General features: G+C 59.2%; 31 protein-coding genes. 2 read left to right on the forward strand and 29 right to left on the reverse strand.

Annotated elements, in window-relative coordinates; genetic code table 11:
• Positions 1-448: 448 nt before the first annotated feature.
• The 18 genes from BJ928_RS13455 to BJ928_RS13540 all read right to left on the reverse strand — a co-directional run bounded on the left by BJ928_RS13455 (position 449) and on the right by BJ928_RS13540 (position 16,336).
• A complete protein-coding gene (locus BJ928_RS13455; RefSeq protein WP_052227531.1) occupies positions 449-2,650 on the reverse strand; it encodes a hypothetical protein in 2,202 nt (733 codons plus the stop codon).
• Complete coding sequence (locus tag BJ928_RS13460) at positions 2,647-3,054, reverse strand: hypothetical protein (protein WP_047629737.1); 408 nt, start codon at positions 3,052-3,054, stop codon at positions 2,647-2,649. Before BJ928_RS13460 ends, BJ928_RS13455 begins: the two co-directional genes overlap by 4 nt.
• 7 nt (positions 3,055-3,061) lie before the next feature.
• On the reverse strand, positions 3,062-3,658 hold the full coding sequence (locus tag BJ928_RS13465; protein WP_047629740.1) for a hypothetical protein: 597 nt from the start codon (positions 3,656-3,658) through the stop codon (positions 3,062-3,064).
• The gene (locus BJ928_RS13470) at positions 3,658-4,392 is read right to left on the reverse strand and encodes a hypothetical protein (RefSeq protein ID WP_047629742.1); all 735 of its coding nucleotides are present in this window, start codon (positions 4,390-4,392) and stop codon (positions 3,658-3,660) included. Before BJ928_RS13470 ends, BJ928_RS13465 begins: the two co-directional genes overlap by 1 nt.
• A gap of 2 nt (positions 4,393-4,394) precedes the next feature.
• On the reverse strand, positions 4,395-8,480 hold the full coding sequence (locus BJ928_RS13475; RefSeq protein ID WP_052227532.1) for a phage tail tip lysozyme: 4,086 nt from the start codon (positions 8,478-8,480) through the stop codon (positions 4,395-4,397).
• A 2-nt stretch (positions 8,481-8,482) separates the two neighbouring features.
• Positions 8,483-8,761, reverse strand: a complete 279-nt coding sequence (locus tag BJ928_RS13480; RefSeq protein ID WP_120296541.1) for a hypothetical protein — start codon at positions 8,759-8,761, stop codon at positions 8,483-8,485.
• Positions 8,762-8,835: 74 nt separating this feature from the next.
• Positions 8,836-9,267: a hypothetical protein gene (locus tag BJ928_RS13485; protein ID WP_047629743.1), complete on the reverse strand. Its 432-nt coding sequence runs from the start codon at positions 9,265-9,267 to the stop codon at positions 8,836-8,838.
• A gap of 11 nt (positions 9,268-9,278) precedes the next feature.
• The gene (locus BJ928_RS13490) at positions 9,279-9,770 is read right to left on the reverse strand and encodes a hypothetical protein (protein WP_047629744.1); all 492 of its coding nucleotides are present in this window, start codon (positions 9,768-9,770) and stop codon (positions 9,279-9,281) included.
• A 61-nt stretch (positions 9,771-9,831) separates the two neighbouring features.
• Positions 9,832-10,275 (reverse strand): phage tail terminator-like protein, encoded by a 444-nt coding sequence (locus BJ928_RS13495; protein ID WP_047629747.1) that lies wholly within the window; start codon positions 10,273-10,275, stop codon positions 9,832-9,834.
• The gene (locus BJ928_RS39730) at positions 10,268-10,393 is read right to left on the reverse strand and encodes a hypothetical protein (protein WP_281024130.1); all 126 of its coding nucleotides are present in this window, start codon (positions 10,391-10,393) and stop codon (positions 10,268-10,270) included. The genes BJ928_RS13495 and BJ928_RS39730 overlap by 8 nt, the downstream gene beginning before the upstream one ends.
• A gap of 70 nt (positions 10,394-10,463) precedes the next feature.
• Entirely contained in the window at positions 10,464-10,925 is a 462-nt protein-coding gene (locus BJ928_RS13505; protein WP_047629751.1) for a hypothetical protein, read from the reverse strand.
• Positions 10,925-11,977 (reverse strand): hypothetical protein, encoded by a 1,053-nt coding sequence (locus BJ928_RS13510; protein ID WP_047629752.1) that lies wholly within the window; start codon positions 11,975-11,977, stop codon positions 10,925-10,927. The genes BJ928_RS13505 and BJ928_RS13510 overlap by 1 nt, the downstream gene beginning before the upstream one ends.
• 342 nt (positions 11,978-12,319) lie before the next feature.
• Positions 12,320-12,685 carry a hypothetical protein gene (locus tag BJ928_RS13515; protein WP_047629753.1) on the reverse strand — a complete coding sequence of 122 codons (366 nt, stop codon included), beginning with the start codon at positions 12,683-12,685 and terminating at the stop codon, positions 12,320-12,322.
• Positions 12,685-13,182: a DnaT-like ssDNA-binding protein gene (locus tag BJ928_RS13520; protein WP_047629755.1), complete on the reverse strand. Its 498-nt coding sequence runs from the start codon at positions 13,180-13,182 to the stop codon at positions 12,685-12,687. The genes BJ928_RS13515 and BJ928_RS13520 overlap by 1 nt, the downstream gene beginning before the upstream one ends.
• A 49-nt stretch (positions 13,183-13,231) precedes the next feature.
• Entirely contained in the window at positions 13,232-13,705 is a 474-nt protein-coding gene (locus BJ928_RS13525) for a hypothetical protein (RefSeq protein WP_052227534.1), read from the reverse strand.
• 12 nt (positions 13,706-13,717) lie between these two features.
• On the reverse strand, positions 13,718-14,686 hold the full coding sequence (locus BJ928_RS13530; RefSeq protein WP_047629757.1) for a DUF2184 domain-containing protein: 969 nt from the start codon (positions 14,684-14,686) through the stop codon (positions 13,718-13,720).
• Between the two features lie 24 nt (positions 14,687-14,710).
• Positions 14,711-15,199: a DUF2190 family protein gene (locus tag BJ928_RS13535; RefSeq protein ID WP_047629759.1), complete on the reverse strand. Its 489-nt coding sequence runs from the start codon at positions 15,197-15,199 to the stop codon at positions 14,711-14,713.
• A gap of 12 nt (positions 15,200-15,211) precedes the next feature.
• The gene (locus tag BJ928_RS13540; protein ID WP_047629761.1) at positions 15,212-16,336 is read right to left on the reverse strand and encodes a DUF2213 domain-containing protein; all 1,125 of its coding nucleotides are present in this window, start codon (positions 16,334-16,336) and stop codon (positions 15,212-15,214) included.
• A gap of 118 nt (positions 16,337-16,454) precedes the next feature.
• Between BJ928_RS13540 and BJ928_RS13545 the strand changes: the two genes are divergently transcribed.
• Positions 16,455-16,655 (forward strand): hypothetical protein, encoded by a 201-nt coding sequence (locus BJ928_RS13545; protein ID WP_147413906.1) that lies wholly within the window; start codon positions 16,455-16,457, stop codon positions 16,653-16,655.
• A gap of 3 nt (positions 16,656-16,658) precedes the next feature.
• Here BJ928_RS13545 and BJ928_RS13550 read toward each other — a convergent pair whose 3' ends face one another.
• Genes BJ928_RS13550 through BJ928_RS13565 form a run of 4 tightly spaced genes read right to left on the reverse strand, consistent with a single transcriptional unit; the run spans position 16,659 to position 21,089 of the window.
• Complete coding sequence (locus BJ928_RS13550) at positions 16,659-18,533, reverse strand: phage portal protein (RefSeq protein ID WP_047629765.1); 1,875 nt, start codon at positions 18,531-18,533, stop codon at positions 16,659-16,661.
• 8 nt (positions 18,534-18,541) lie between these two features.
• Positions 18,542-20,026: a phage terminase large subunit gene (terL, locus tag BJ928_RS13555; RefSeq protein WP_245432297.1), complete on the reverse strand. Its 1,485-nt coding sequence runs from the start codon at positions 20,024-20,026 to the stop codon at positions 18,542-18,544.
• A complete protein-coding gene (locus tag BJ928_RS13560) occupies positions 19,971-20,480 on the reverse strand; it encodes a DUF2280 domain-containing protein (RefSeq protein WP_047629768.1) in 510 nt (169 codons plus the stop codon). The genes terL and BJ928_RS13560 overlap by 56 nt, the downstream gene beginning before the upstream one ends.
• A gap of 21 nt (positions 20,481-20,501) precedes the next feature.
• Complete coding sequence (locus BJ928_RS13565; RefSeq protein ID WP_245432298.1) at positions 20,502-21,089, reverse strand: putative metallopeptidase; 588 nt, start codon at positions 21,087-21,089, stop codon at positions 20,502-20,504.
• 111 nt (positions 21,090-21,200) lie between these two features.
• Between BJ928_RS13565 and BJ928_RS13570 the strand changes: the two genes are divergently transcribed.
• The gene (locus BJ928_RS13570) at positions 21,201-21,530 is read left to right on the forward strand and encodes a hypothetical protein (protein ID WP_047629771.1); all 330 of its coding nucleotides are present in this window, start codon (positions 21,201-21,203) and stop codon (positions 21,528-21,530) included.
• Positions 21,531-21,803: 273 nt separating this feature from the next.
• Here the strand turns inward: BJ928_RS13570 and BJ928_RS13575 are convergent, their stop codons facing one another.
• The 7 genes from BJ928_RS13575 to BJ928_RS13610 form a co-directional block, all read right to left on the reverse strand.
• Positions 21,804-22,424, reverse strand: coding sequence for a transcription termination/antitermination NusG family protein (locus tag BJ928_RS13575; protein ID WP_082011788.1), 621 nt, complete (start codon positions 22,422-22,424; stop codon positions 21,804-21,806).
• Between the two features lie 34 nt (positions 22,425-22,458).
• Positions 22,459-22,662 carry a LuxR C-terminal-related transcriptional regulator gene (locus tag BJ928_RS13580; RefSeq protein ID WP_047629773.1) on the reverse strand — a complete coding sequence of 68 codons (204 nt, stop codon included), beginning with the start codon at positions 22,660-22,662 and terminating at the stop codon, positions 22,459-22,461.
• Complete coding sequence (locus BJ928_RS13585) at positions 22,659-23,183, reverse strand: hypothetical protein (protein ID WP_047629774.1); 525 nt, start codon at positions 23,181-23,183, stop codon at positions 22,659-22,661. Before BJ928_RS13585 ends, BJ928_RS13580 begins: the two co-directional genes overlap by 4 nt.
• 588 nt (positions 23,184-23,771) lie before the next feature.
• Positions 23,772-24,143, reverse strand: coding sequence for a DUF1064 domain-containing protein (locus BJ928_RS13590; RefSeq protein ID WP_047629776.1), 372 nt, complete (start codon positions 24,141-24,143; stop codon positions 23,772-23,774).
• Positions 24,140-24,358, reverse strand: coding sequence for a hypothetical protein (locus tag BJ928_RS13595; RefSeq protein WP_047629779.1), 219 nt, complete (start codon positions 24,356-24,358; stop codon positions 24,140-24,142). Before BJ928_RS13595 ends, BJ928_RS13590 begins: the two co-directional genes overlap by 4 nt.
• On the reverse strand, positions 24,355-25,626 hold the full coding sequence (locus tag BJ928_RS13600) for a DNA methyltransferase (protein WP_052227535.1): 1,272 nt from the start codon (positions 25,624-25,626) through the stop codon (positions 24,355-24,357). Before BJ928_RS13600 ends, BJ928_RS13595 begins: the two co-directional genes overlap by 4 nt.
• 178 nt (positions 25,627-25,804) lie before the next feature.
• On the reverse strand, positions 25,805-26,677 hold the full coding sequence (locus BJ928_RS13610; protein WP_047629782.1) for a hypothetical protein: 873 nt from the start codon (positions 26,675-26,677) through the stop codon (positions 25,805-25,807).

The raw sequence follows: 26,677 nt of genomic DNA on the forward strand, positions 1-26,677 counted from the left end.
CATTGGTGACCGGAATTGAGGTTGTCGCTCTGATCGCTGAGGAGGTACCAGTCCCGGCGTTCGCCGCAACAATGAACGAATATGGCAATGGCAACGCAAATGACCACGCTCCAGAACCACTTGAGCCACTTTTACGATAGATGCCGTTCGACGTAGCATTTCCGTCCGCATACACCCACGCCATCGTATCTGCAGCATGCGCAAGATCGGCATTGAGTTGTGCTAGAGTTTGCTTGGCAATTGTCCCGGCGCCAGACGCGATGGCGTCTGCAGCAGCTTCGAGCTGGCTGCCCCAAGCGCGGACGTCTGGCTTGTACGGTTGCTTTGGCGCGCCGGTGGGACCATCAGCGAAGATGATTTCGGCATTTGGGCTAAAAGGCATAAGCTCCTCCGAGCTTCGCCACTCCGGCTTTGAGACCAGAAGAACGAGGCAAGTTTGCTGGATTGACTAGGAGACTGTGAATGCACCGGTTGCGACGGGAGTCCCTGCCACACCGGATCGATTGAGAGACACAATCCAGGCGTACTTGACGCCTGCAGTAAGTGTTATGGTGGCGGACGAGAACGCGTTCGGCGCGCCGCTCGTCGGCGGAGAAACCGCTGTCGCTGTCGCGAAGTTATTGGTCGTATTCCAATAGATCCGAGCAGCTGCATAGTTCCCGCTATTAGGAGCGGTCCAGTTGATAGTTGCGTTCCCGGTCCCCGGCGATACAGACGGGTTGATTACTGGGCCGGCCGGGGTGGGATCCGCCGTCGTATGAACAGTTTCGGTCGGCGACCGTGGTCCATATGATCCGTCAGAGCCGATGTAACCGGCTTGGACGTCGAGATCGACATCAACGGGAACTGGGCCGGTGTTCAGCTCTACATACCCGCCAGAGGCGCCCCATGTCGGGAACTGCTGTTCGATCCAAGCGCTGTTGGAACCGGAGACCCGATAGAAGATAACCGGTGTCCAACTGGTCGATTCCGGATCGAGCAAAAGCACCCGAAGGTAGACAGAGCCTCCATTGGCCTTTGCCTGAACAGTGTTGATGACGCCGGGCGGTATCTTGTCGGTACCGAGAGTATTCGGGACCGGCGGCTGCATCCCCTCGTCAACCACAGGGTTCCAATCGTCGATATTGTCCGGGTGCTGAATAAGGTCCATGCTGAACCCGCCACGCGTGATGGCGACGGTTGGACGTCGGTTCTCAAACACCTTACCATTGCACTTCGGCAGTCGGACCGGTGTGAGCAATCGCACCCACCGGCAATAGACAGCATTGAAACCAGACAAGCGGCTATCGATCGATCCCCTGACCTTCTGTCGCTCTCGAAGCCAGTCTCGTTTTCCAAGGCGTCGCGCTTGGCGCCATTGTTGGCAATAGCGATAGTCGCCTGTCTTCGCCAAGACGCGTCCAGCTTCCATTTGAGCCGTATTGTCTTCGAAATAGTCGGTATCGCATGTCGAATATCCTGTGTCGGGATAGGTAAACCTCGGCACGAGCCGGTTGCATTCGTCCTCGAAGAGGACGTCATATTGTATCTGATGGCCGATGATATCGGCATCAGTCAGCGTCTCTACTCGGCTCTCGCGGAACTTACCGACTGTGAGCAGGAGGGCGCCATCGCCACGCTCGATCGTCCATCCGTCGCAGCTCGCGAGTATGGCCTGTGTCCCGACCTTCGGGCCATTGTCTGTCGTGTCCCAGCCGTTTGTTTCGTAGCGCTTCTCAGTTCCGCCGGATGCCCGAGGGACATCTTCGTCGCAGATGTTCGCCTCTTCGATCCACATATCGAGAACTGGCAAGATCGCCTTTCGATAGTCTCGACGGTTTCCGAACTCGTTGAAGCATTCATGCCAGCAAAGAACCAAGGCGCTGTTACGGGTCCAGACCCAGGCGGCCGGGTTTCCGGGATCGGCACTGATGCGAAAATCCCAGCAGAACGCACCATCAACCTCTACAGAAACTTGTGGTGCGCCATACGGGAAGCGCTTGTTCTGGTTCTTCGCAGGCGCAGAGGTAGCGATCATGGCGACAGAGGCCTGACCATCTCCACGGTGGTTATAGGTCCAGATCCCGGAAGCAGAGAGTGGATCGGCAATCGGAGCGTAGGCCGTTTCGGTGGAAAGCCCCAACCGTGTCAGCAGCCTGACGTTATCTCCATACCTTCCATCATCATCGTTGGTGGTGACGCCATTGGCATCGATGAAAACCTCGTCGTCATGGAGCCAGTAGCGGTTGATCGACTTCACACGGTGAGCGACCAGAGCCTGGACGGCATAGAGATAGTTGCCGCTCGCTTCCCAGAGCATGTAGGCACCGGCAAGACGGTTGCGCCCGACAGCCCAGACGCGCGAGGGTGTGCTCTGTGTCTTCGGTACTCGCCCATCTTCGGGGTCCGGTGGTTTCGGCGCCAAGAGGGCCTGTATGCCGATAGCCAGCGCGGTTGTCGCGAGCGCCGAGGCGATTGAGGCGAAGGTGATCGTCTGCGCGCCGATCGTGATGCCGGCGGTACCGAACACAGCGGTGAAAATTGGCGTGAAAATCGGGTCATAGACCGGCGCCGGGCGAACTAGCGAGCTGCTAGCATATAGGGAATACTCCCAGCCCCGCCGAAGAGCCTCTTCAGACGACAGGTTTTCATACAAAGTGCGCAAGCTCATTGCGGCACTTCCCATGCCGCAATCCACTCGGCAGGCTTCCCGACGACGCCGGCAGGCCCAAGGCAAGCCCATAGCGGGCCGAACCGGATAGCGCCAATCTCTGTCATTTCGCCGTCAAGGCTGGATGGTGCACGGATGATCCCGATATCGCCGTTGCGGGGATCGCTGGTGCGCTTGATGCCTGCTCGCGCGGCGACGGTGTCGACCAGCGCAATGATCCCGCCATGCGAAGTGATCAGGGCAGTCGCCTCTTCTGCCGTCGAATAGGTGCCACGGAACTCGGCAACCGGATCCGTACCGGTAACATGAGCGACCCATGAGGCGCAGAACATCAGGCAATCGTCGCCGCCTTGGCCGCCCCAGCGGAACCGGTGCGCACCCTCAAGCCAATCTCTCAGTATCATGGATGCCTCAGTAATTCGGCCAAACCGGTGCAATGCCGCGCGCCAGGCGCTGCACTTGCTTGCAAAAGTCGTCAGTCGGCGATCGAGCCTTCTGTTGGGCGTCTGACCAGAGCGCCAGCGCCGGCCGGGATCGCGTCACGCTCCCAGCGACAACGGAAAGCATGAGGGTGATGCTGGTATCGCCATTGTCGCCGGCCTGCCCGACCTCAGAAGGATGCGAGGCCGTCCCGTTCCAAATCGGAATGACTGGTGCCAATGGCTGATAGTAATCGTCGAGCACCATCAGCCCGACTTGCACGGCGGCGCCCCGAACCGGCGGAATGCTGTCCATCGTCTTAGCGGCTAACCCGGGCGTGATGCCCGAGAGGGTGAAGTCGACGTTGTCGGCCGTGCCATTGATCAGCATTTCCAGCGTAGGGACGCCGATGAGGTAGCCACCACCAATATAGACCGTCCCTTCCGGGTCGATGCTGTCGAAACGGGCTGTCTTGTCCTCGACGCCAAACCAGACGTGCAGGGCCGGGTCTGTCGCGACACGAAGGAAGATGCCAAGCGCGTGGCTCTGGCGCATCGCTGCGATAATGTTGTCGGGCAGGTATCCCATCAGAACGCCTCAGTGAACTGAAGGGTCGGCCGGGACTGGTACCAAGCCTCGTAATCCCATGGCAGCGTGAAGCCCTTAGGCAGCTTCATAACACACATCGGCCTAGCCAGTTCGACACGAGTGCCGACAGTGATCGCTTCCCTCAATGCAGGCCCGATCGCCAGCCTGTAAATCGGATCCTCGTCAAAGCTGACTGACTGGACTTCCCAATAGCGATAGGCTCGCCAACCCTTGATGGGATGGTAGATCGAGAACCAATCAGACCAGCGAAGAGGCCGCGCGCCGCCAAGCACTTGCATTTCGATGATGCCAGCACCCGCGCCGGCGTTGGCCGTGACAACGGCATAAACCGACGCCTGCGAGTATCCGGAATCATCGGAAAAGAACGAGCCATCGGAATGCGGGATATGATCAACTATCGGGCGCTGTTTGCCTCCAATGATCGGAAATGGGCCGATCCCATCGTTGATGATCGGCACGTTGAAGAACCGGAATCCTCCATTTCCTCTAGCACCCAGCCAGTTGATGACTTCATGGCGCTCCATATCGTCGCCCTGAAGGACGCAACGCTCGTAGGTGGCTGTCACCCTGCCACCGCCGCCAATCTCGATCGAGATTTCCTCACCGAACGAGTTGGTGCCGCCGCTAATCCCAGATCCGACCACATCGAAGCTTGCCTTCGTCGGTCTGAGATACAGAATGGGGACGGTGGGCTGATTGATAAAGCTGCCCATCGTTACCCCTTCTGATTTCCATAGCGAGCTTGCAGGACACCAAAGCCGCCGCGGCGCTGTTGCGTATTGTATTCGCTCAGGGCAGCACCGACGCCCTGCTGAACGAGCGAGCGGATATGCTCGTCGCCGCTTGCGCCTTCGACATTGACCGTAAGCGCCTGGTTTTGCTGCGGCTGATTAGAATTGGCAGCCAGAGCGGACATCAGCTTGTGATTGCTGGTGACCTGAGAGCCTTGCGGCAAGTTCAGCAGCTCTGGACCGTTTTCACCAACGATTGCCGGGCCGCCGGGAGAATAGTTCGTGCCGGTGGCGAAGCCTTTGAAAGGCACCGCGTTCGACCCAATGTTGAAGCCGGATGAAGCGCTGGCGGCAGGCTTGAATAGGTTGCCCAGCCATCCGAAGAGACCACCGCCGCCAGAAGCCGCGCCTGCCGCACCGCTGCTGAGAGACGAGCCAAGCTGGCCGAGGCCATTGCCAAGCGACCCTAAACCCTGGGTCGCGTCAGTCGTCGTGCTTCCGAACTTCGACAATGCATCATTTGCCGCAGTGAGCCGTCCAGAGAAGTTGTCCGCGCCTTCGGGGTTGCCCCAAGAGAAGCCGCGAGGCCGCTCGAAGCCTGCAAAGGCCGCTGTGGCTCCCCGAACATCCGTGGACTTCATCAGAGCCTGGAATGCCTTGTTTTCCGGACCCTGTAGCTCTGACCACGCGTGTTCGAGCTGCCCGTTGGTACCGCTCGACAAGAGCCCACTTCCGCCGCCGCGTGCGGCGTGGTGCTGGAATAGCCCAAACGCCTTGCCAGCATCGCCGATCGCATTCGGATTGAAGCTGCTCTCGGCTTTCATGTTGCCGAGGACGCCAGCAATCTGATGAGGTGCAAGCCCCTTGCCCGCGAAGAAATTCCAAGCTTGAGCGTCAACTCCCGTTAGAGCAGTCGCCGACGCGGCAGCCTGTCCAGCACCGGAAGTGCCACCAAGAAGCTTGGCGCCGACGCTCGTTGCGGCACTCCCGACCGATCCAGCCTGCCCCTTAGAACCGGTGATCCAGTCAGCGAAGATATTGCCGATCCCGTCAAAAAACTTCTCCCAGAGCTTCGACGCCTCATTTTCGAGCGAGGTCTGAAAGCCCTTGAGGAAGGCTTTGCCGATATTGTGGCTGCCGGAAATCAGCTCGTTGCTGAATGCGTTGCCAAACTGCTTGGCTTGGTCTTTCGCATCCTGCCAATCGAGCTGCTTGCCGATGCGCTGACCGTTTGCGTCGTTCGGGTTTTCGGAGAGCCCATATTGCCGCTGGGTCTGGACGATCTGGCGATCTCGCGAGGAAAGCAGGGCGTCCGACATGTTCCGGTTCATATCGAAGTTGAATTGCACCTGGTTTCGCTGGGCAACAAGCTTCTCATATTCCGCGGTGGCGACCTTGATCTGTTCGATCTGCTTGGCGAAGACCTTCTGAAATTCGCTTTCGCTCGTGATTCCCTGCTGCGCTGCCTGTTGGCGAAGCTGGGCCAATAGCTGGATCTGCTCACGAGCCGCCGTAGCGGCAGCACCGGTCTTGCCGATGAGATCGATATCCTCTTGCTGCTGCTCAAGCAGCCGGCGAAGGTTCATTGACCGCTCGCGGTCGGCATCGGCTTGCTGTCGGTTGACCTGCGCGCGAGCAATCGCCTCGGCATCGTTGATGCGCTGCGCGCGCTCCGGATCGGTCTCACCATCATTGTGCTGTGCCTCAGCAGCCGCTCGAGCCGCAGCGATCTTCTCTGCCGGCGTGCGGGCATTGATACCAGCAACCTGAGCGTTGAAGCCCTCACGGGCATAGCCCATGCGCTGATCAGCCATTGCGGCGTTGGTCTTGGCGATTTCCGCTGCTTGCTTAGACAGAAGGTCGACTGGCAGTCCAGCGCCGCGAAGCTGATCGGCAATGCGGCGCTGTTCGGGCGAGCGGCCCAACTGGTCGCGCTGGAACGACAGATCGTTGCTTAGCTGGGCACGCGCCCGAGCCTCGACGAGCCGGCCATATTCAGCCGACAACGTCTTGATGCTCTCAAGTTCCTTGCCATAGATCTCGCTGAACTTGCCTTCGGCCTCGACGCCGTTCTTGATTGCCTCGAGGCGGATCTGCGACGTCAACTCATACTGCTTGCGCAGCGAGGCTTGTTCCGCGCCTGACTTGCCGACGAGGCTGATTTCCTGCTGCTGGTCGGATATCGCCGACTGAATGGCGGTCGACCGGCTGAGAGCGGCATCGCGCAATTCGCGAGCTTGACGGTTGCGCTCTGCCTCGACGGCGCGCGCGGCTCGACCGGCAACGCCGCCGCCTTCATCCATGTTGGTGGGGCGCTGCGCACGAGACACCCGATCGGCAGCAGCGAGCCGCTCCGAGAACGTGCGCGCGTTCTGCTGCTGCTGATCAGCGTCAAACTGTTCTGTCACCTGACGAAGGGTCGCGGCGCGGCGTGCAACGTATCCCGGGAGATTATCCCGATCTCGCATCCCCGGCCTGGTATCTTCGCGGTCGATCGCTTGCAGGGTACGACGCAGGGTCTCGGCTTGCTGGGCGAGCTTGACGATATCGCCGCCCTTCGAGATCAACTCGTCGGCAAGCTTCGAGATGCCCTTTTCTTCGCCGATACGGTGAACTTGATCGGTGAAGGCGGAAAGGCCATCGACACCGCGGACCTTCAAGATGTTGATGGCATCCTGGAAAGGCTTGAATTTTCCACCGACAGAGAAAGCCTTGTCGGCAAGGCCTTCGACCGCGTCCGCGGCGGCGCGAAGGGCCATCGGATCTTTCGACGTCAGAGCAAGGGTGTTGTAGAGATTTTCGACGTCCTCGTTGAACTTCTCCAATCCCGGCTGCCCGCTCTTCACGCGCGCCAGAAGGTCGCTCACTGCCGAGCCGAATTGCTTCTGATCTCCCTTGAGGTTCTGCAAGCTGTTGACGGCCGAGACGCCGGAGCTACCAAAAAGTGCACCAGATACGGCATTGTTGTTGGCCGCACCCAAGAAGCCGCCGAGCTGATCGCGCATGGTAGCCTGCATGGCGACCTGCTGGCTACGTGCCTCCGAAAGGACAAAGGCACTCCCACCGACGCTGCCGATGCTCGCCGAGACCTTCGCCAGTTCGCCATAGCTGTCTTTCAGGCGATCCAGCGTTTCGGCATTGGATTTCAGCACGTCGTCGAGCGACTTTGCCTTGCTCGTCCCGTTCATGAAGAACTGGATAGCAGCAGCGGACAGACCGGCTAGAGCAATGGATGCGAGCGAAATCGGGCTCAGGATGCCGGCAAATGCTCCACCCAACGCCGCAGCAGTCTGCTTCAGGGTTAGCCCCTGCACAGCGCCGGCAATCTGGGTGCCCTGCTGAAGTGCAATCGCCTTCGGGCTCATTCCGCCAACAGCGGTGACCGCAATGTCTTGAAACTGGAAACCAAGGTCACGGCCGATGAAGCGCTTATTGCCTTCCGACAGCTCATTGCTGTTGGCAGCAGCCGGTCCCCGACCCTGGGTCTTGCTGGCAGCAGCATTGAGGCGCTCGAAAGCGGCTCGCTCCTTGTCGAGCTCTGCCGTCATCTGCTGGGCGGAAATGATGTTGAGACGATGCGCGCTCTGAATGTCTGCTATGGCAGCCTGATACTTCTGGGCGGCGGACTGCACAGGAGCGAATTTGGTGGCGAGACGGTCGATCTCGTCGCGGAATGCCTTCACATGGGAAGCCTGATCGCCGAAGCTGCGGGCGCTTTCGCCGCTCTTGCGGATCTTGTCGCTGAGATTGTCGACGCCCTTGCCGGCATCGTTGGCAGCATCGCCCACGCCCTTGGCTGCCCGAGCGGCGCTGGTTGCCGACCGTGCCATGGCGTCGAGCTTCGAGCTGATCGAAGTGGAAGTCTGGTTAAGCTGCTCGATACCGGCAATGATGCGCTCAAGAGCGGGCGAGATGTCGCTGAAGCTTCGGCTAGCTTTGGTGGCCGCCAGGCTGACCTTGTTCGCCGCCTGCTCTGCCTTGCCAGAGGACGCAGTGAGCCTGTCGAGATCAGAGGCCGCGCCGACAGCCTGCGAGCTATCGACGCGGAAACCTAACACGGCCTCGGTCATACTTACTTCCTCTTGCCCTTTGGTGGAAACAGCGCGTCGAACAGAGCAGGCGTTAGCGGGCGCTCGGAGACGACCGGCTTGTCCTCTGTTTCGGCGGCTGTCTTTTCGTAGAGGAGCTGTAGCCGCTGCCCATCCATCGAGATCAGCGCATCAAGGTGCCAAGCCAGCAGCGATATTCGCCGTAGCCTCGTCCATGCGTCGATGTCGGAATAGGAGAGCGGGTTAAGCCCGTACCCGTTGGAAGCGCGGGCTCTGTCCAGTTCCCTGAACCAAGCCCACACATGCGCCCCGGCTGCCGGGACGCGAACCTTCTTGCCTTGATGCTGATCGCGGATGCAGCGGCAGAGCCGAGCGATCAGCCGGGCATAAAAGAACTGCGGCGCGAGGCCTTGACCTCGAGCTGATCGCGGACGAAGCGATACTTCGTCAGCAGCAGTTTGACATTCGCTTCGCTGAAAGCGAGAGGAACGCCATCAACGATCGGATCCTTTGGTCCCCAGGAAACCGAAGCCTTCGACAGGATGGCCGTGAGACGCTTGTCGCTTGCGTCGGCAGGCTCCTCGCCAAGATCATCGCGCTTAGCAGCTTCGGCAGCCGTTTCGGCTCCCACCTGTGCAATTGCCTTCTGCATCCGCTCGCTGTCGGGACCGCAAATGACAATCTGCAAACCGATTGGCTTGTTGTTCGGAGACAGGATGTCGACGGCGATGCCATCCTCCTGAGCCTTCAGGAATGCATCGAAGACGCCGAAGTCGGCGCCTTGCACTTCTTTTACCTTCTCAGCCATGAATGCTCCTGTTATGGGCCAGCCGTCGGAGCGACGGTGACGACGTTGGAATTGACCTCGATGTTGCCCTGCAGAAGGCGCGCTGTGTTCGCTCCGCCGCCCTGCTCGTTGGCAGACATCACGATCCCGTAGAAATATTTCGTGGTGCCGGTCGGAGCGGTACCGGTGGGCGGCGCGTCATCATGAACGATCTTGAACGGGTAATTGTGCTCGGTCGCTTCGGCAGCGATGAGAGCGATCTGGCCCGCGTCAGTCGGCAGAATGATGAAGTTGTTCTGCATCGAACCTGCGTTGCGCGTGCCCTTGGCCTTCAGATCGCGCTTCGCGGAGATGACCGCTTCCGTGATCAATGTCGCAGTGTCGCCGACGGCGCCCATGTTCTGCCAGCCCTTGATTTCGGTCCAAGTGACAGAGGTGAAGTCGGAGGCCTCGACATCGTCGTCCGGAACTACACCGGCCGGGCCGATATAGATCTTCGCACCTGCAACGGGATAAAGTTGCATGAGAGTTTCCTTTCATGTGTCTGATTGCGCTTGCCGAAGGCGCGGAGGGACGGCAGGCCAATCAGGCCGGAACTTGAGGCTGGCAATTCCAGCGGATCGTCACAGGGACTGTGACATGAGTATCGCCCGTCACGACGACGCCAACCTCTGGGGCCTCATCGATGCGGACTTGCGTGTCGGCGCGCAGTAGTTTCGTACCGCGTCTGAAGAAAGCGGCGATGCTGCCCGCCAGGTCAATGCCGTCAACGAGAGCAGCGCCCTTCGGCCACATCACATTGCAGCGCATGAAGCCTTGGCGGATCGGGTCCATGACAAGCGACAGATCCGTCTCAATCGACCGATTGAAATGCACCTCGACACTGATGAACTTTGTGGTAGCCGTCGGCGTGAAAGGCGCGTTCGGAAGCGCGACGTTCGCAGACTGCGTCATACCGGTGGGCAATGGCAGCGCCTGCACTTTTGTGAGCAACGCCTGATAGATTTTCTTTTCAACGCTATCAGCCATCTGCTACCTCTGGCCCATGGCCGAAAACCGCCCGCTGTCCGACGAAGAGGTCTATGACCTTCTGCATCAGTCGCTTGCCCTTCTTCTGAACAGGACAGTTCGGACGAAGCACGCTCAAGACGTGCTCTCCATGGCCATCCGCGACTTGTCGATTATCCAGACCGCGTTCTTGTCGCTTTCAGAGGGCGTCAAGCTTTCTCGAAACGACCCTGAACAGTAGTTTCGGCTTCGGCGACGATCTGAGGCCAACGCTGAGCGACTGCGTCTACAAAGCCGAACCCGGCCTGATTGTAGGCTCGCCCGAGGCTATCCTCTCCAACGAAGCCATAGTTCATGCGGGCCGCGTAAGCCGCCTGGAAGCCTAGATAGACCGTTCCGCCAAGCTCGGCGCCGGCAATGACCAGTTCCACCGGGTTGTCGGTGAACTCCTGCTTTCCTTCGATGATCGTTGGCATGGAAGCCGTCGAAGCCATCAGCGAGCGTCGCAGGTTGCCTGTCTTGATCGGCATCCGACCGCCCTCGGCGACTGGCGTCCGGACCTCATTGGCGACCGTCTGGGCTGCTGTCTGAAAGACCGCTTCTGCCCGTTCCATCTCCGCCGCTGCCCAAGCACCGACTTGCGCGCTGAAGGATTGGCCTTCGTTCGCCATCATCGACCTCGCGACCGGGCATACGCCTCGGCGAAGTTGAAATTGTATTCGCAGTCACACTCGCAGTTCACGATCTCGGACGCCGGTGCTCCCAGCGACGTATCCCCCGGATAGCGCAACATGGCGCCGGAGACGGAATGGAACGGCATATCCAGTCCCGTCACCTCTTGGGCGTTCAGGATCTGGTGGGTATGTCGAGACGTCCGTTTACCAGAATTCCGCCACCGACGGGTGATCAGGCTTTCGTCTCGGTTGGCCTTTGATGCTGCCTGCCTATAGCTCTCGTGCCGCGCCGACATGACGGATGTCAGCGTCTCGGTCCGGGCGATGGTGTTGCCACGCAGGCGAAGATTGTTATCCCTGAGGCGCATCAGCACCTTATCGAGCGTCGCCTTGTCCAGTGGCTTTTCCGCAGCCATTGCCTTGTTCACCGCGCCGTCGAGCCGCTTGTCTCGCGTCTGAAGAGCCAGATACTTCGCCATCAAGGTCGGATCGCCCGAGGCAAGATTGATCCGCGCCCGCTCGATAAGCTCCGCCTGTGGGGCATTGAGCCCGATCACGCCGCCTTCCCGCTTGCCGGTGACAGCGTTCTTCCGGCCAACCAAGTCGAGAGCGATCGTGTTCGGCCCCTGCCCGCGCGAGTAGCCTTCAACGATGGTCTGACGGGCCGCCGCGATCGTGCTTTCCGAGACGTTGGTGATCAGGGTCGCGGACAGGTCGCGGATGTGCGCCTCTGCACCTTGATTGCGGACGTCCCAGCGGAACACGACACGGCCGCCATTCGGATCGAATAGACGCGGCATATTCTCGGTAACGAGCGAGCCGCCGGCATTGTAGGCGTTGCGCAGCGCCTCAGAGAGCGGCTGAAATGCTTCCGGGTCGATATGCAGGGCAGCCAGCGCTCCGTTGATGTCGCGGCGTTCCAGGCGCTCGACTACCTCTTTCAGGACGATCTCATCCTTCAGATTGTCGACTGCAGCGTGGAAGGCCTTCTCCATGTCGGGGGACAGCTTTTCGATGAGGTCGTCGAGCTGCTGGCGAAGAGTGGGCATTCCCTACCTCAATGAAAAAGGCTCTCCGAAGAGAGCCTTATGAAATCGTGGCCGGTCGTCGCGGTATCTTGGTAGTTGGCTCCCAGTGCGGGCTTACCGGCCTGGCCGCCCTATGGTATTCCACCGCGCTTAGTCTACTGCTAAAATCATGGCCGTTAGCCGCTCATGGTTAGTGGGCGACCTTCATCGAGAGCCACGGCGAAAGACGTTGTCATCAAGGCAACTAGCGGAACCAACCGCCGCCCACGTTGATCGATCTCGATATATGACAGGCCCATCGAACGGGCGTTGATCACCCACACCGCTGATCAGCCTGAAAACCTAAGCATACATATTGACGCTTTAGGCGACAATCCTTCCCTGCACGATGAATACGACATTCGTCACGCCGTCGTAGTTGTTAGGATCGGCATTGATGACGCGATAATCCACGCCGCCGGCCGATACGATGTCACCGACCTGCGGCACGACGGCGAGCCCGACCGACGATACGTAGACCTGCCGGTCATTGGCGAGGATCGTCGTACCGTCGACGTAGCGCTGGTCGTACGACATCGGCACGAGCTTGGCCGGATATGAGATCGTCGACCCTTCGCCGCCTTCGATCGGATCGGGAGGTGAAATGCGCTTAATGGCGCCGGTCTGCCCGTATTTCTCGATCAGGCGCTTTGCGGTGGCCTGCAGGCGTGTGTAGAGAGCGTTTGCCATCAGACAGCCAAGATCCCCGGCAACACCGGCCGCAGAAAGAGAAAGAGCAGCCCCTCGATGATCGAGACGACAGGCGTAGCCAAGGCGATCAGTTCGTCTCGTGTCGCGCCTGTCGGGCTGTCTTGATACTCAACTTCGAGATGGCCGATCCGCTCGCGCTTCACGTCCTCTGAAAGCGTGATGACCGGCAATAGGCTGCCGGGATTCGTCAGTTCGAGGAATGCAGCTTCATAGCTCGCATTGACGATGGGCGCGGGAATGACATCCCCTGGGATCGGCTCACCATAGTAGGTGCAAGCCCCGGAGCGCGGCCATGCCCGATCCTGCATATAGCCGCCGCTTCGCGAGCCGCTGAACCGCATTTCGTACCGATCGATCACGATAGAGCCGCGCTGACGCGCAGCGGCGATATCGGCATCGCTCGTTTCATCGGGGATGACATAGCCGGCGGCGGCGGCATAGTCGCGGAATCCTTGATTGTCGCCGTATCCAGCCATGTCTATCTCCGATGAATTGAAGCCCGGCGGTTTCCCGCCGGGTTATTGATTATGCGCCCTGCTTGGCCTTGAGAGCGGCGATGATCTCGTCTTTGGTGCCGGGAGTGGCATCGCCCAGGATCTTCTTGGCCTCCGCCTCGAAGGTCTTGAAGTGCGTGCCGTCCTCGGCAAGGACCAGAACCTCGTCGATCGTCTTGGGCTGCTGGGCGCCGGTGCCTTCGAGCTCGGCTATGCGCTGGCGCAGAGCCTTGTTCTCCTGCCCAAGCTTCTCGAAGGATTCCCGCAAGCCGTTGAACTCGGCCGCCGGAATATAGACGCCTTCCTTGCCATCGGCCGAAACCGAAAGAGTTGGAGCGGGATCTTCGACCGGATCGCCTTCGAGTTCGATGAACGGAAGACGCTCGGCGCGCAGCGCGTGGCTCAACGTCAAGACCAGATCGCGGCTATCGCCCGGGTGGATATAGGCGACGCCGTGCAGGGTGTGGATGCCCTGCACGGCTTTGCTATTGTTCGTGACCTTCATGGGACGGTCTCCTTACGGTGCGGTGATTTCGTCGCCGTAGGCCATCGCGCCGGGGAGACGAACTTCGGTGCCGCCGGTACGGGCGATGATGCCGGTTTCAAAGCCCATGATGGACTTCTGACGCGGCTGCAGCACCCGGCGCGGCATCGGAAGGTGGAAGCGCAGGACTTCCGGATCCTTGCGGTAGACCACCATACGACCGCCACCGTCCTGGGAGGCGTTCGCCAACTCGCGCAGCGGCTGAATGTCGAGCGGCTGGCCCGTTTCAGCCGTGTAGACGTTATTGCGACGAAGGAACTCGAGGACGGTGATAAAGCCGTCGCCGTTGCCGATGCGGCGGGTAGCAGCATCGCGGAAGGCATCCGGCGGCAGGCGAAGGGTATCGACCCATTCGATTTCGAGCGTGTTCTTGCGGACGCTGGAAATCAGATCGTTGACGTCCCGAAGCATCTGATCGGGCGTCTTGTTCTTCCAGAAGGTAGAAGAGCCGGTACCGTCGGCAGCAACATCCACGCGGGAGACCTGCGGGCTGTTGGTGAACCCGGTCCAGTTCTTTTCCGACGAGCCCACCATAGCGATGGAGTTGAGCAGACGCTCGACCTTGTCGGCAGCCGAGAGGGCCTTCGTACCGTTCAGGTCGATGTTGTACAGGGCGGCCTGTTGGACCTCCTCGATGTTCCACTCCCAACCGGAGCCGATCATCGCGAAGTCATGGCTCGCCATATCCTTCGTTGCCTGGTTGAAGGGCATGTCGGTGCCGGAGCCGGAGAGGAACTTGGCCTCGCCTGCGGTATCGACGGTGAAGAACGTCGTCCCGATCGCCCATTCATTGCCTTCCGTCACTACGGGCACATGCAGGCCATAGTTGAAGGTCGGATAACGCCGCTGGTAGATGCGGGTTTCGATGTTGCGCCCTTGCGCGATCACGAAGGGCATTGCGGCCTGTGCATCTGCAAAGGCCTGACGAACGATAGTGTTCATGGTCTGGTGTCCTTTCGTGTTCGCTTACGCGGCCGGAGTGACGGGGCGCAGACGCAGGGAGATTTCGACGATGTCGCCGTTGGCTCCCGTTGTCTCGAAGAACGTCCCTGGCAGAGGGCCGATGATGTTGGTACCGGCTGCGCCGACGTATCGGCCCGTGACGGTGTTGTAGTAGACGTCGCCACCATCAGCGACAGCGCCGCCGGCCGTGACGTACATCGTGCCCATCGTCATGAAGGCGCCGGTGAAGTTCTGCGGATAGCCGTCGACCAGCGTCGAGCCGGGAGCGACAGGAGGAACGGCGGGGTTCAGCACGGCGATACCGAGGAACTTGCCAGCAGACATGGCAACGACGCCATGATCGCCGGCGCCACGCTGAACGGGAACGCCGAACTTGATACCGGCCACATCTTCGACGGTGCGGCTGATCTTGTTGCACTTCTCCTCAGAGGAGATCTGACCGTGCAGGCCCTTGGCAGGCGCTACGGTGTAGGAAGTCTGATAGGTCGACATTGCAGCGTCTCCTTAGTTGGCCGTGGCGGAGGTCTTGCCGGACTTCAGATCGGCGACCATCTGCGAATAGGCATCGTTGACCGTCTTGCTGGCGTCGGCATTGGGTGCCAGGCCGTCGCCGAGAGCCTGAGCGAGAGGATCAGCGCCAGCCGACTTCCGAGCATCTTCGACCAGGAGATCGAAGCGAGCGTCAATATAGGCTGCGGGCTTGCCGGCGATGGCAGCATCGCCAACCTTGGCGACGACGACAGCCTTACGGATATCGGCATCAGACAGGCCCTCGGTCTTGACGTCCTTGGCGATTGCCTTGGCGACAGTGACCAGATCGGCGCGTGCCTGGACGCGCTTATCGAGATCGGCGTCGGACAGGATCTTGCCCTTCAGCTCATCGATGAGAGCATCCTTCTTGGCGAGATCAGCATCCTTGGCACCGATGGCCTTGGTGTGTTCGCCAGCGCCGGCCATGAGGTCGGCGATTTGCTTGGTGAGACCGTCGATCGCGCGCTGCACGATTTGGGCATCCTTGTCGGTCAACTCGACCGAGAGGCCATCAACCATGAGGGTTCTGGTCGTCATGGACCGTTTTCCTTTCCCATCGTCTCCTATCCTGAGGTGAGAACCGCCCCTTGCCGCGGAGACGACGGCAAGATGGTTCATGCGAAGAGATGTTTGGATTGCGTCGTATTGCTCGCCTGCAGGCGTGACGCCGTCCTGAAACTTGAGTTGGGTGTCGTAGCCCATGGAAAGCTCGCGCTTGCCGCCTTCGACCTTTGCGATGACGGCGGCATCCATGAGAACCAGAGGGACGCGGACGAATTCGCCATCCCGGGCCACATCGCCGCCGGTCTGCCCGACCGAATACTGTTTCCAGTTGTCTGCGGTGACCTGTTCGGACGGGTGATCATCGGTCACAGGGCGGTGCGCATAGGAATGCATGGCATCCTGGGCGAAAACCTCGTCCTCGGGCCGAAAGACACGCACGACAGCCTTGTCACGAAGGCCATGTTCATTGTCCGGATCAACCTCGCGCCCCGTATAGAGTTGGATGCCGGTGCGAGCGACCTTCGCATTGGCAACGAGATAACCATCCTGGGTGCGGCGGATGCCGTCCAAGGTCACTGTGTCGAAGAGTTGCATGGCTTCCTCAATTGCGAGATTTCTACGGATTACCGTGCCGATCTCTGGCGCTTGGCATCCGAGAACTCCATCTATGGTAGGCGCCAAGGGATGGCGCGATCACACGATGGAGCCTCGAATGCCTTTCCAAATCACCCATGAACCGCTTACGCACATCAACGGCGCTAAACCGATCACTTATGAAAAGCCGACAGCAAAAGATGCTTGGCGCAGCGTCAACGCGGCGATGAACAGCGACGAGAAAGTGACCAGCATTATTCATCCCGATGGATACCGAATCGGCTGGCAAGAACTCAAACGCCTGGCCGAAGAAGAGTAGCCTTCACTCCTCTGTGATGCCTTCGGCCCAATCGCTCTTCACTTCTGCGAAGAGCTCCGGCCCAAACTCGATTGCGCCGCGGTACGGCTCGACATTGTCGATATCGACATCGCCGGGCTGATACGTGAACGTGATGTGCGGCGAGTACTGCGGATAGGTCGGCTGGGCACCGATGCGCTTCAGTTCCTCGTGGCGCCATGACAGCGCGGCAGAGGCGAACTCGATCACGATGGCGCCCTGCCCGAACTGCGAGACGACGCGCGGGCCGCCTGGCGGGATCATCAGCGTCCCGTCATCGTTCCAAGTATCCTGACCGGCCTGCATCCAATCGACGGCTGTCGGCGAATACATCACGGTCACATGCAGGTCGTCGGGTGGTAACGTGGTGGCGAAGCCCTGCCCCTTGGCCCATGCGATGATGTCGGCCGCGTTCGTAACCTTTCGGCTGACATAGAGCGACTTCGGCTCGGCATCTTGCGCCTGCTGGGGCTGTTTGCTGTTCCGCTGTTGGTTCTGACCCTGTTGCGCAGCAGCCGCGGCGGCAATCTCCTCCTCAGACGGCTGATTTTCTTCGAGCGTGCCGAATTGCTCGATCGCCGCCTCCAAGCCCGGAAGAGAGCCATCCTCGACGAAGGCGTTGACCAAAGCCTCGGACAAGGCATTGCGCGGGATGATCTCCTGGCCTGTGCCAGTGCCCACAAGTGTTCGGGCCGCCGTCGCCTTCGTATTGAAGATATCGGCCCGCTCCTTCTCGCTCATCTGCTCCAGGGGAGCCCACGTGTAATGCACGGCGTCATCCCGCTTGCCGGTGGCCGACCGGATGATGCATTCGTCGAGGCGTGACATGGCAGGAGCATAATCAAGCTCCTGCATGGACTGGATGCGATCATGGTAATTCTTCATGTCGCTGTCGCCGGTAGCGTTCATGCCGGCTGGCGATTGACCCAGAAGGCGCGTGACCGGGATATCGGCGGCTCCCGCGACGATCTGCATGAAGCCCATCAGGATATCGGTCAGACCGCCCAGCGATGCGCTCTTGCTGTCGTATTCCTCTTCGGAGTCGAGGATAAGCGTCCCGTTGACGCCCTTAATTGTGTTCGCCAGGCGATACCGGCGGAGAACCGCATCTTCATAGGCCTGATTGCCAATGTTCGCCGAGAACTGCGGAACCTTGATGATGTCGATCTTGGCCTCGAAGATCAGCGAAGCGATGTTGCCGGCGGTGCTGTCCGAATTCTTGATGGCATCGAGCGTGGCAGTCAGCACGCTTTCGCCCCATCCCCAGCCATTGCCCATGTCGAAGCTGAAATCGATGTCAGGCGCCATCGCTCCATTGAGGATGACGAGCCGCGAGGGATGGACATTGACCTGCGTTCCGTCAGCCATGTTGACCATGTAGTACTTCGGCTTGCCGTACCATTCGGACGAGACGTCTCGATCGATTTCGCCCGCGCCGAGATGGCGACGCGTCATGACCGTGAGGTACTGCAGGCCGTCTTTTCCGAGCTTCTCGGGCTCCAACGGGAGCGACGGGTTCGGATCGCCGGTACCGATCAGCAGTGCAGCGCCACCGAACAGACGCGCCTTCTTGGATGCCTCAAGGAGCTTGCCCTTGACATTCAGTCGGGTCTCTTCCGCCTCGATGGCTTCGATCTGCTTTTCGTCGGCCTGCCAGTTCCGCCACTTGCGGCAGCTGTCGAGCGCAGGGATATCGATGATCTTCCTCGGCAGCCAGGAGCCTCGATAGGCCGCGATGATCTGCTCATCGCTAAGAATCGGCTGCGAATAGAACGTGGTCGCGGCCTTATCCCGATCGGTGCCCATGCGAGACGCAAGGCTCATCAGCCCGTCACGAACAAACGTGATCACGTTTCCCATGGAAATCCTCAGAAGTTGCTAAACGTGAAGGTTGCGCCGCCACAAATGTCAACGACAGCATCAATGAACGGGTCGATTTGGTCGTCAAATGAACCGTCTGGAAATGCAGCATATTCGGTGATGAATTCTTGCCGCCATGTCGCCGCCTTCGGCAAGACAACCAGGCCCGTCGCAACGGACGGGACAGCATCGAGTGCTCGCGTGTACTTGTCCCTGTCGCGCTGCAAAGCAATGATCGGGATCGCTTTGCGTTTCACCGCCTGAATAAGTCCGGTGCCCGACACCTTGTCTTCAACGACCATTTTCCGCAGATGGCCGTATCGATCCGGGTCCATCTTCTTTGCCTTTTCCCAAAGCGAAAGGGCGGTCTTTTCAAGTTCGGGAGCCTCGAAACGTCCGCGGATCAATTCGATCAGGTAGGCTTTGCCGTCCAGACCTGCGCCCCAATGCTCAAAGACCGTATAGTCGTTCCGCTCCTTCGTCTTTTGGGCGGTATCGACGTAAATGGCTCGCCAAGCCAGGTTTGGCAGTTCATCGTAGCTCTGAAGCCATTCGGTTTTGAACAGATTGCCGCCTTCAACGACGGGGTTCTGCATATACTGGCCGGCGAATACCTGCGGCGACAGCTCAAGAACCTTGATCTGCTTCTCGTTATGCTTCTGCGTCCACAAAGGGCCATTGGGCAAACCGTGAGGCACCATAATGGCCTTGGCATGGATCGCTGGGCATTCGCCTTCGATCCGGATCGGAAGCTTCAATACATGCCATTCCTCACCCGATGTTTCCAGCAGGTGAGAAACGAAGTCGTCAACATGCAGGCGCTGCATGATCACGATGACAGGAACGTTTTCGTCACCAAGTCGACTCTTGAACGTGTTCTGCCAACGAGCGTTGATGAACTTCCGCGTCGTATCGCTAAGCGCGTCGTCAGGCTTTAGCGGGTCGTCGATGATCAGCGCGCCGGTGAACTTCCACGGCTCACCCACTTCCAACAACCTACCGGCACGAAAGCCAGTGATCGGCTCGCCCGATGCAGCGGCACGAACGTGGCCGCCATCTGTTGTGCGCCATAACCCTTTGGCTGCCGAATCGGCTTTGAGCGTCACGGGCCAAAGCTGCTGATATCCGGCAAGGTTGATAACGTCGCGCGCCTTGGCGGAATTGTCGAGCGCCAAGGTTTGGGCGTAGCTCGCATGGATGAACCGGGATGCCGGATTGATCGCAAACCCATGCGCCATGAAATTGATGACGCCAAGCTCCGTTTTGGAATAGCCAGGCGGGACATTGACAATCAGGCGCCGGATCTCGCCACGATAGACCTTATCCAGCGTCTCACACATCAAGCGATGATGCGGCCCGATCGAGAAAGACTGCCCTTGAGCTTCCTCAAAGAACTTGGTGACGAACGATAGGTGCGAGCGGCAGAGCCTGCGCCGCTCAAGCTCCCTTTCGATTTCGTTCAGCGGCGGCAGCGAGAGTTCGATACGCTTCAAGCTCTTCATCCGTCATGCTCGCCAGATCGAATGAGGCTGGTTTCGGCGTCATGCTTCCATCGCTGGACGTGTGATCGACCTTCTGGCGATTTGTGTAACTGTCACCCACCTCTTTGGCCGCCTGCTCGATCAGGCTCGACGCCAACACCATATTGCCCTGGTTCTCTGCCTTATCTGCCATGCGCTGCAGAGCGCGGAGACGAACGGCGCGATGGCTGATGCCGATCGAGGCAGTGTCTTCAAGGAAGGTCTTGCGGGTTTCCTCAAAAAGCGACTTCCACCTGAGCGATAGATTCCGTCCCGCCTTCTTCGTCGGGTCGTATGCTTCAACCGACTGAGGCGTCAGGGAGACGTTGAATTCCCTCCTGAGTGAAGCAGCGACAACCGACGGGGAATCGAAGCAAGCGAGAGCCTGCACGGCATAGGTTTGCTGCTCGCGATTGAGTTTGGCCATATCTCAGGGAACCATCAGGTTTTAGGCGACACGCAACTGGCATGTCCCGCATACATGGCCGATGCTGGCCTGGGATACTTCGGGTGGCCGATTGGCGGCGTCCACCATCGCGCGAACGCCTGCTGCATCCGCACCATAGCGCCGAACTACGCCCACGAACTCTTCCACGTCATGTCCTCGCAGGGTGAAGGCCGGAAGGCCGGACATCTTGCGGAACTTCGGTGCGCCGAATGCATCCCGCTCTTGGCCAGCGTGGTATAGCTCATGCTCTACCAACGCACAGAACTCGGCGTCCGAACAGGTGGATGCGTAATCCGCGTCGAAGGTCAGGAGGAAATCAGGGACGCCGCCGAACCATTGGGTGAGCTGAAGCTCAATCCTGGCACGAGACCATTTGCCGGCCGGCGGCAATCCCATTTCGCATTGACCGATGATACGGCGCCCATTCCTGCCATTGGGAACGTTCGTCCAAAGCATTCCGATGGTGGCAACGCGGAGGTGAGCATGATCCTCGTTGAGGAGGTCGGCATCATCATTGATGAAGGAAGAGCGCGCCCATTCCAAAAGGTCGGGCGCAGGCTCAAACCTGATGCCGGTATCCTCGATCATATCCACAGGCGGCGATGGTCGCATGATTTGGTCTTGCCTTATCACCGGTTGCGGGCCAGATTCCCATTCTGGGAATTTCATGATCGGATTTGACCAACATCGGGGGAGAAAATGGAGACTTACACCTATAGCTTCAGGCGTCTGATGCTTCCATATTGCATCGAGGATCTTGGCGAAGGCTGGTTCCTCTTCCTCAATCGGCGCTACAAACCAATTGGCCAGATGAGTGACGACTGGGTCGACTACACAAAGCATCCGTCGAGAGTGCGAATGCCGAATCTCACGCCGAAAAAGGCCGAAGCACTTCGCCTAAAGCGGCTCAATGAAAAATACTATCTCTATGACGACGTGACCAATCCAGAGGATAGCGATGCAAATTGGAAGCGATATTCTGACATTTTACAGAAACTGTCGCCGCTGAAGCTTACCGCCGACCGTTGACAGGTTAGCGTCGCCTCGTCCGCCGAGGTCTCCTCGGAATAGTGCCGGGCTACCCTCCCGGCTTGGCCGACGGGCTCGGCGTCGTGTCACCGTATCGGCAACCGTAACAACGCTTCGCTCGCTTGATTTCGGGGCGCGTCGGCTTCCCCTTGGTATTCGTCATGGAGGAAAAACCGCACGCGCCAAACACCGCTTCAAGCGGCTTAAGGGCGCGCCCCTCGGACGGCATTGAGAGCCCCGATGGAATAGGCGGCAAATCAGTTACTGGTAATGTTAGGCGACGGCCTCCAAGTTTTCAAGCGGGATGTCAAGTTCCAACATGCTATCAAGGGTTTCAATCACAGCTTTTACCTTACCGCGAGACGAAGGCCCGATGACCTTCGCTACGAGGCCGCTGAATGGGTTCTTGCCGCAGATCCGAGCAAGCGTGTCTTTCGGCATGATCTGCTCGCGATCTTTGCGGGTGGTTTGCTGAGAAGATCGGCGCTCCCTCGCCTCTCGTTCGGCTCGACGCTTCTGGATGAGATCTCGATTTTCATCCTCGACCGCCATGAGAGCTGCGATGTCTTGTGTAAGCATCTGGCACGGGCCGGACATCGATGAGCGCCGCAGGAAGCACATCACGCCCTCAACCCGGCGAACGTCTTGGAACTGGCAACCGAGCATGTCCACGAAGGCATAACCGACAAGAAGCGGATATCGGCGCTCGACCCACTTCTTCGTTCGCGCATGCCTTACCTCGAAATGAACCGTCGGCATGAAGACCTTGAAGCCTTCCATGCGAAGATTGCGCTCGATCACGCTTTCCATCGCTCCCGGCATTCCAGGATGGGCCTTCGCCGTGCGCTGAGCTCCTGGCATAGTTCGAATTGCATACCAATGTTCTGCCGCCATTCCATTTCCTCGTTTATCGAGCCGCCGCTCGGGACTAATGAATCCAGCCGCAACGAAGAGCCGTTGCGACAACTGCCGTGACCGTGTTGCCGAGATTTTCGCGGGAACGAGCTCGCTCAACGCGATTGTGGACGGCCGCTATCGAAATGCCGATCTCTGCCGCGATTTCCTTCATCATCTTTCCGTCCGCCAGGCGTTGAACGATGATGATCTCCGATTGCCTTAGAGGACATGTCATGCTGCCGTCCTCGCTGTATCTGGCTCCTGCGCGATCTGCCGAGGAGCCCAAACCTCATCAATTGCCCAAAGATGGATTGAACCGGAGGGATATTGCCCGTTCCGGCCGCCGCTCTTGAACTTGTCCAAGCTTTCGCAATTCGAGTGGAAGTGGTAGCCAGCGGTCTGCAGTTCGTCGGCACGATTGCGTTGCGTAATACGGATATCCTTGAAGGGCTGCTGGATAGTCGCCGGAGCTGGGAGCCGTGGGCGGTTGACCGCATCGACGCGCCGTTGCTCGAAGCGTACCATATTCGCCAATTCAGGAGGGCGCGGGCAGAATTTCACTTCCTCGTGCCAAGTCCCACGAACTAGATGCAGCACAACGCTTTTGAGTGTGCTGGGCAACAAGCCTTCCAAGGCAACCAGATAGCCCCGAAGCAGCTCGTCAGCATCAACGCCGCGTGGTAGAGGCAAGGAGGTGAACATTGGGCGAATAATCTCCGCCATCATGGTCGATCGTTGTTCCTGCTGAAAGTTCATGGGCGTATCTTCCGGTGAAATCGTCTATGGCGTCGAAGATGGTCCGTTCTCGGGGGGGCGCTTGCTGTCGAGGCACATGCGCCGGGTCATCCGTCCATCGGTCCTGATTGAGCCAGGTCGCCGGGTTGCACCACGGCCGGTCGTCTGTCTTGGCGACGTATCGGCGAAGGCCCGCGAGAATTTCCGGAAGGTTTGCTCGGGAAAGCGCCTTGGCGAACGACTTCTCGGCATCCCGTTTTCCGACCCTATTCGGGTAGATCGCCCAAAAATCTTCGAAGCCGGCGGGGGAAGAGCCCCCTTTAGGGGGCGAAGGGGGTATAGAAGATTGGGGTTTAGGAGAAGGGGGTGTGGGGGAAGAACCTTCAGGGGAAAGAAGGTCAGCACCACCGTCTGAAACGTCTTTATCGTCTGAATTAAGACGCTTTTCAGACGCTTTAAGACGATCATAGTACCGCTTGTTACGCGCTTGCCTCGCAGAAAGCACCGGCTGGGCCGGATTGGATTCGGCTTCGAACGCTTCAGCAGCCACAAGGGCCTGCTCAATTGTCAGTCCGGCTTCCAACATGCGACGGATAGCTGCGGATATGCTCATTTCACCACCTCGATCGTGACGCCATGGCAAGCGCGCATGAGCTTTTGCTTGAGGCGGAATACGGGCGTGGAGACACCCTTCACGTCGATGACGCGCCGACGGCGCGCGAGGTTGTCCCAAAAGACGAAATCGGCCCTGTAGGTGGCGACGAGAACGCCGTTGACGGTCAAAGCATACAGACGCTGGAGTTCGACGTCAGTCACTTCGCCGGCGCGCTCTCTGAGCTTCAGGTGGGCAAAATACGACGCCTCGGCTTTGCTATCGAAGCATATGCCGTCGAGGAGAGTGCGCTGGGCCTTGAACTTGTTGCCGCGCTTCGGCTTGGCTATTGCAGCCTGATATTCCTGCCGGGTCATAGTGACGGTCATGCCGACCTCCCGGCGCGGATTTCGCGTAGTTGATCGCGGGATCGAAGGTTGTAATCGCGGTGATATGACAAGCGATCGTGGCGCCGGCGCTCTTCATGCCGGCGGTTCATCTCTTCATTGATGAGCCGGTCGTCTTCCGGTGGAGTGATGCCAAGGTCGCGCGCTATGCGCTCAACATCAGGGCCGTGAAGGGTGTAGGCGTCGAGGAATGTCATGCTGCGCCTCCGAAAAGAGGACCGGCATCTTCCTCAGTTAGACCGCGCCGCTTGATGATCTCGCGCTTCTTCTCGTCGGGACCGGCGAGGCAAAGGCGCATGCGCTCGGCGATATCATGCTGATATTCAGGCTCACGCTCGATCAGGACGGCATTGAAGCCTTCGCGCCATGCCGCCTCGCCCGTCGTTCCGGTACCGGCAAAGCAGTCCAGCACCGTTCCGCCGGGAGGCGTGACGAGACGAACCAGATACCGCATCAGGTCGATCGGCTTCACCGTCGGGTGCTTCGAACCGATACGGTCATCAGCGTCGGCCTTAGCGGAGTAGAAGAATCTGGCAGCAGATCCACCCTCGTCTCGAGGCTGCACAGTAGGCCTTGGTCCGTAGTCTCCATAGACCGCCGTCCCCTGCTTTGGCTTGAAGGTATTGTTTACTTCACGCTGCTGGCCTGGTGCTTCTGGAAAAGCCTCGATGACTTCTGCACTTCCGTCGTGGATGACATTTGCAGGCCAGCGACCGTCTGGTGATCCGCCGCGCGGACCTGGCTTGGCAGCGAAGTTGGTGCTACCGTTGTTCTGGTACCGGCGCTCAGCGCTGGCCTCGCCTTCCCGATAGTGCGACCAAAGCTTTCCAGTGCCCGCGACGATCTCATCATCGGTGCCGACACGGCATCCATCGATATTGATGGCCCCAGTGCCATGTCGAAGGATGTTCAGCGTGCCATTGTCTTCGCTGAAGGGTTTTTGGCCCATATAGATCGGTTCGATCGCGGGCTTGAGCGCTTGGCCACCGTAGCGCCAGCCATCCACGTCAATACCCGCGAACGGCCCATCAACGGCGCAGGCTTTAATACGGGTGGCCTTCGGCATGCCGGCGGCGAAGATCCAAGCGATGAAAGGGTGATTGATGAAGCCAGCGTCTTCGATCGCAACCGACATTCGGCCAAAGCCTCGTGTGGATGCAAAAGCCAGAAGGTAGCCGCCCGGTTTCAGGACGCGCAGAACTTGCCGCCACGTCTCGACCTGAAAGGCGATATCACCGCCGTCCCACTGCTTTCCCATGAAGCCTGCAGACGCTCGCTTGAAAGCACCTGTCGCGCCGGCCTTCACTTCTGCCGCACCATCAGATCCGAAGCGCTCAACAATGCTGGTCAGATGGTATGGTGGGTCCATGACCGCACTATCGATGCTGTTCTCCGGAAGAGAGGCCAGCACTTCGAGGCAATCGCCGGAATAGAGCGTCACACACCCATCGAGGAACTGGATCATGCCGCTGCTCCTCTCTTTTCGAGCGCAGCCAAAGAGCGATGGCACCGGTCACGAAGGCGGGTGATTATCGCGAGCTTCGAAAGCTTCACGCCATTGTCGGCCTTGTTCATGCTGGCCTTTAGGCGGAAGATTTGAGCGTCGAGCTCGGCTATTTCTTCGCGGAGGAGATCGGCGTCTGTCATCGGCGCGTCCTCCAAACTTCGTCCGGGTCGATTCCTTCAGCGGCCATCTGCTCCAGCGCTGCAGCTTGTCGAGCGTCATAATTGGCCCAATGCTCGGCGTGCTTCTCTGGCCCCCATTGGGTCCAGATGTCGGCGCGATCGTATTTGTCGGCAAACTCCTTTGACTGACGCCACTGTAGGGCATACGTCGGCCAAGCCCGCGTCAGAGCGACTTTCTTATTGCCGCCCTCGGTCAACTGGCCGAGGCAGACGCGTTCAAGCCATGCCTTGCAATCCAGACCATTGGCAGCGATTACATGGTCATGCGGGCAGACCTGAAACGATCGGAATCCTGTTTCCGAGAAGAATGGTTTGTCCCACTCGATGACACGAGCATCGCCGTCACAAATGCCGAAGAGACCCGCATAGGAAAAATCCACGCGGCATCCGGCGATAGAAAGCTCAAGGTGTCCCTTCTGGCCGAAGAGCGGAATAGCGCCATCGTCAGCCGCCATAGCATCGAACAGCCACGTCCACGCCGAATGGAGGCAATCAAAACGCTCATTGCCCCGCGGGGGGCCGCTCCGCTCGTCTTCTGCTTTCGTCAAGCCGAACGCGTGTTCGCCAATGGCTCGCAGGCGGTTGGCAGCACCGACCATGCCGTCGTAGTCCGCGGCTCTCACTGCTCCGTCGTAGGATGTTAGCTCCGACCACGCGCGATTGAGGATGCCAGCATCATCCGTCGGCAGACCCGCACGGTAAGCGGTGCGGGCGAGACGATTGTCGCGCTGCTCAATTTCCCATGCGGAGAGCTTGACCTTGGTGCCGACAGGCGGCGCAGCAACCGGTGCCGGTGCTTCCATAAGGTCGAACATGGAAAGCTGCTGCAT

It is taken from the genome of Rhizobium sp. WW_1 (assembly GCF_003610155.1).
Lineage (GTDB): Bacteria > Pseudomonadota > Alphaproteobacteria > Rhizobiales > Rhizobiaceae > Rhizobium > Rhizobium tropici_A.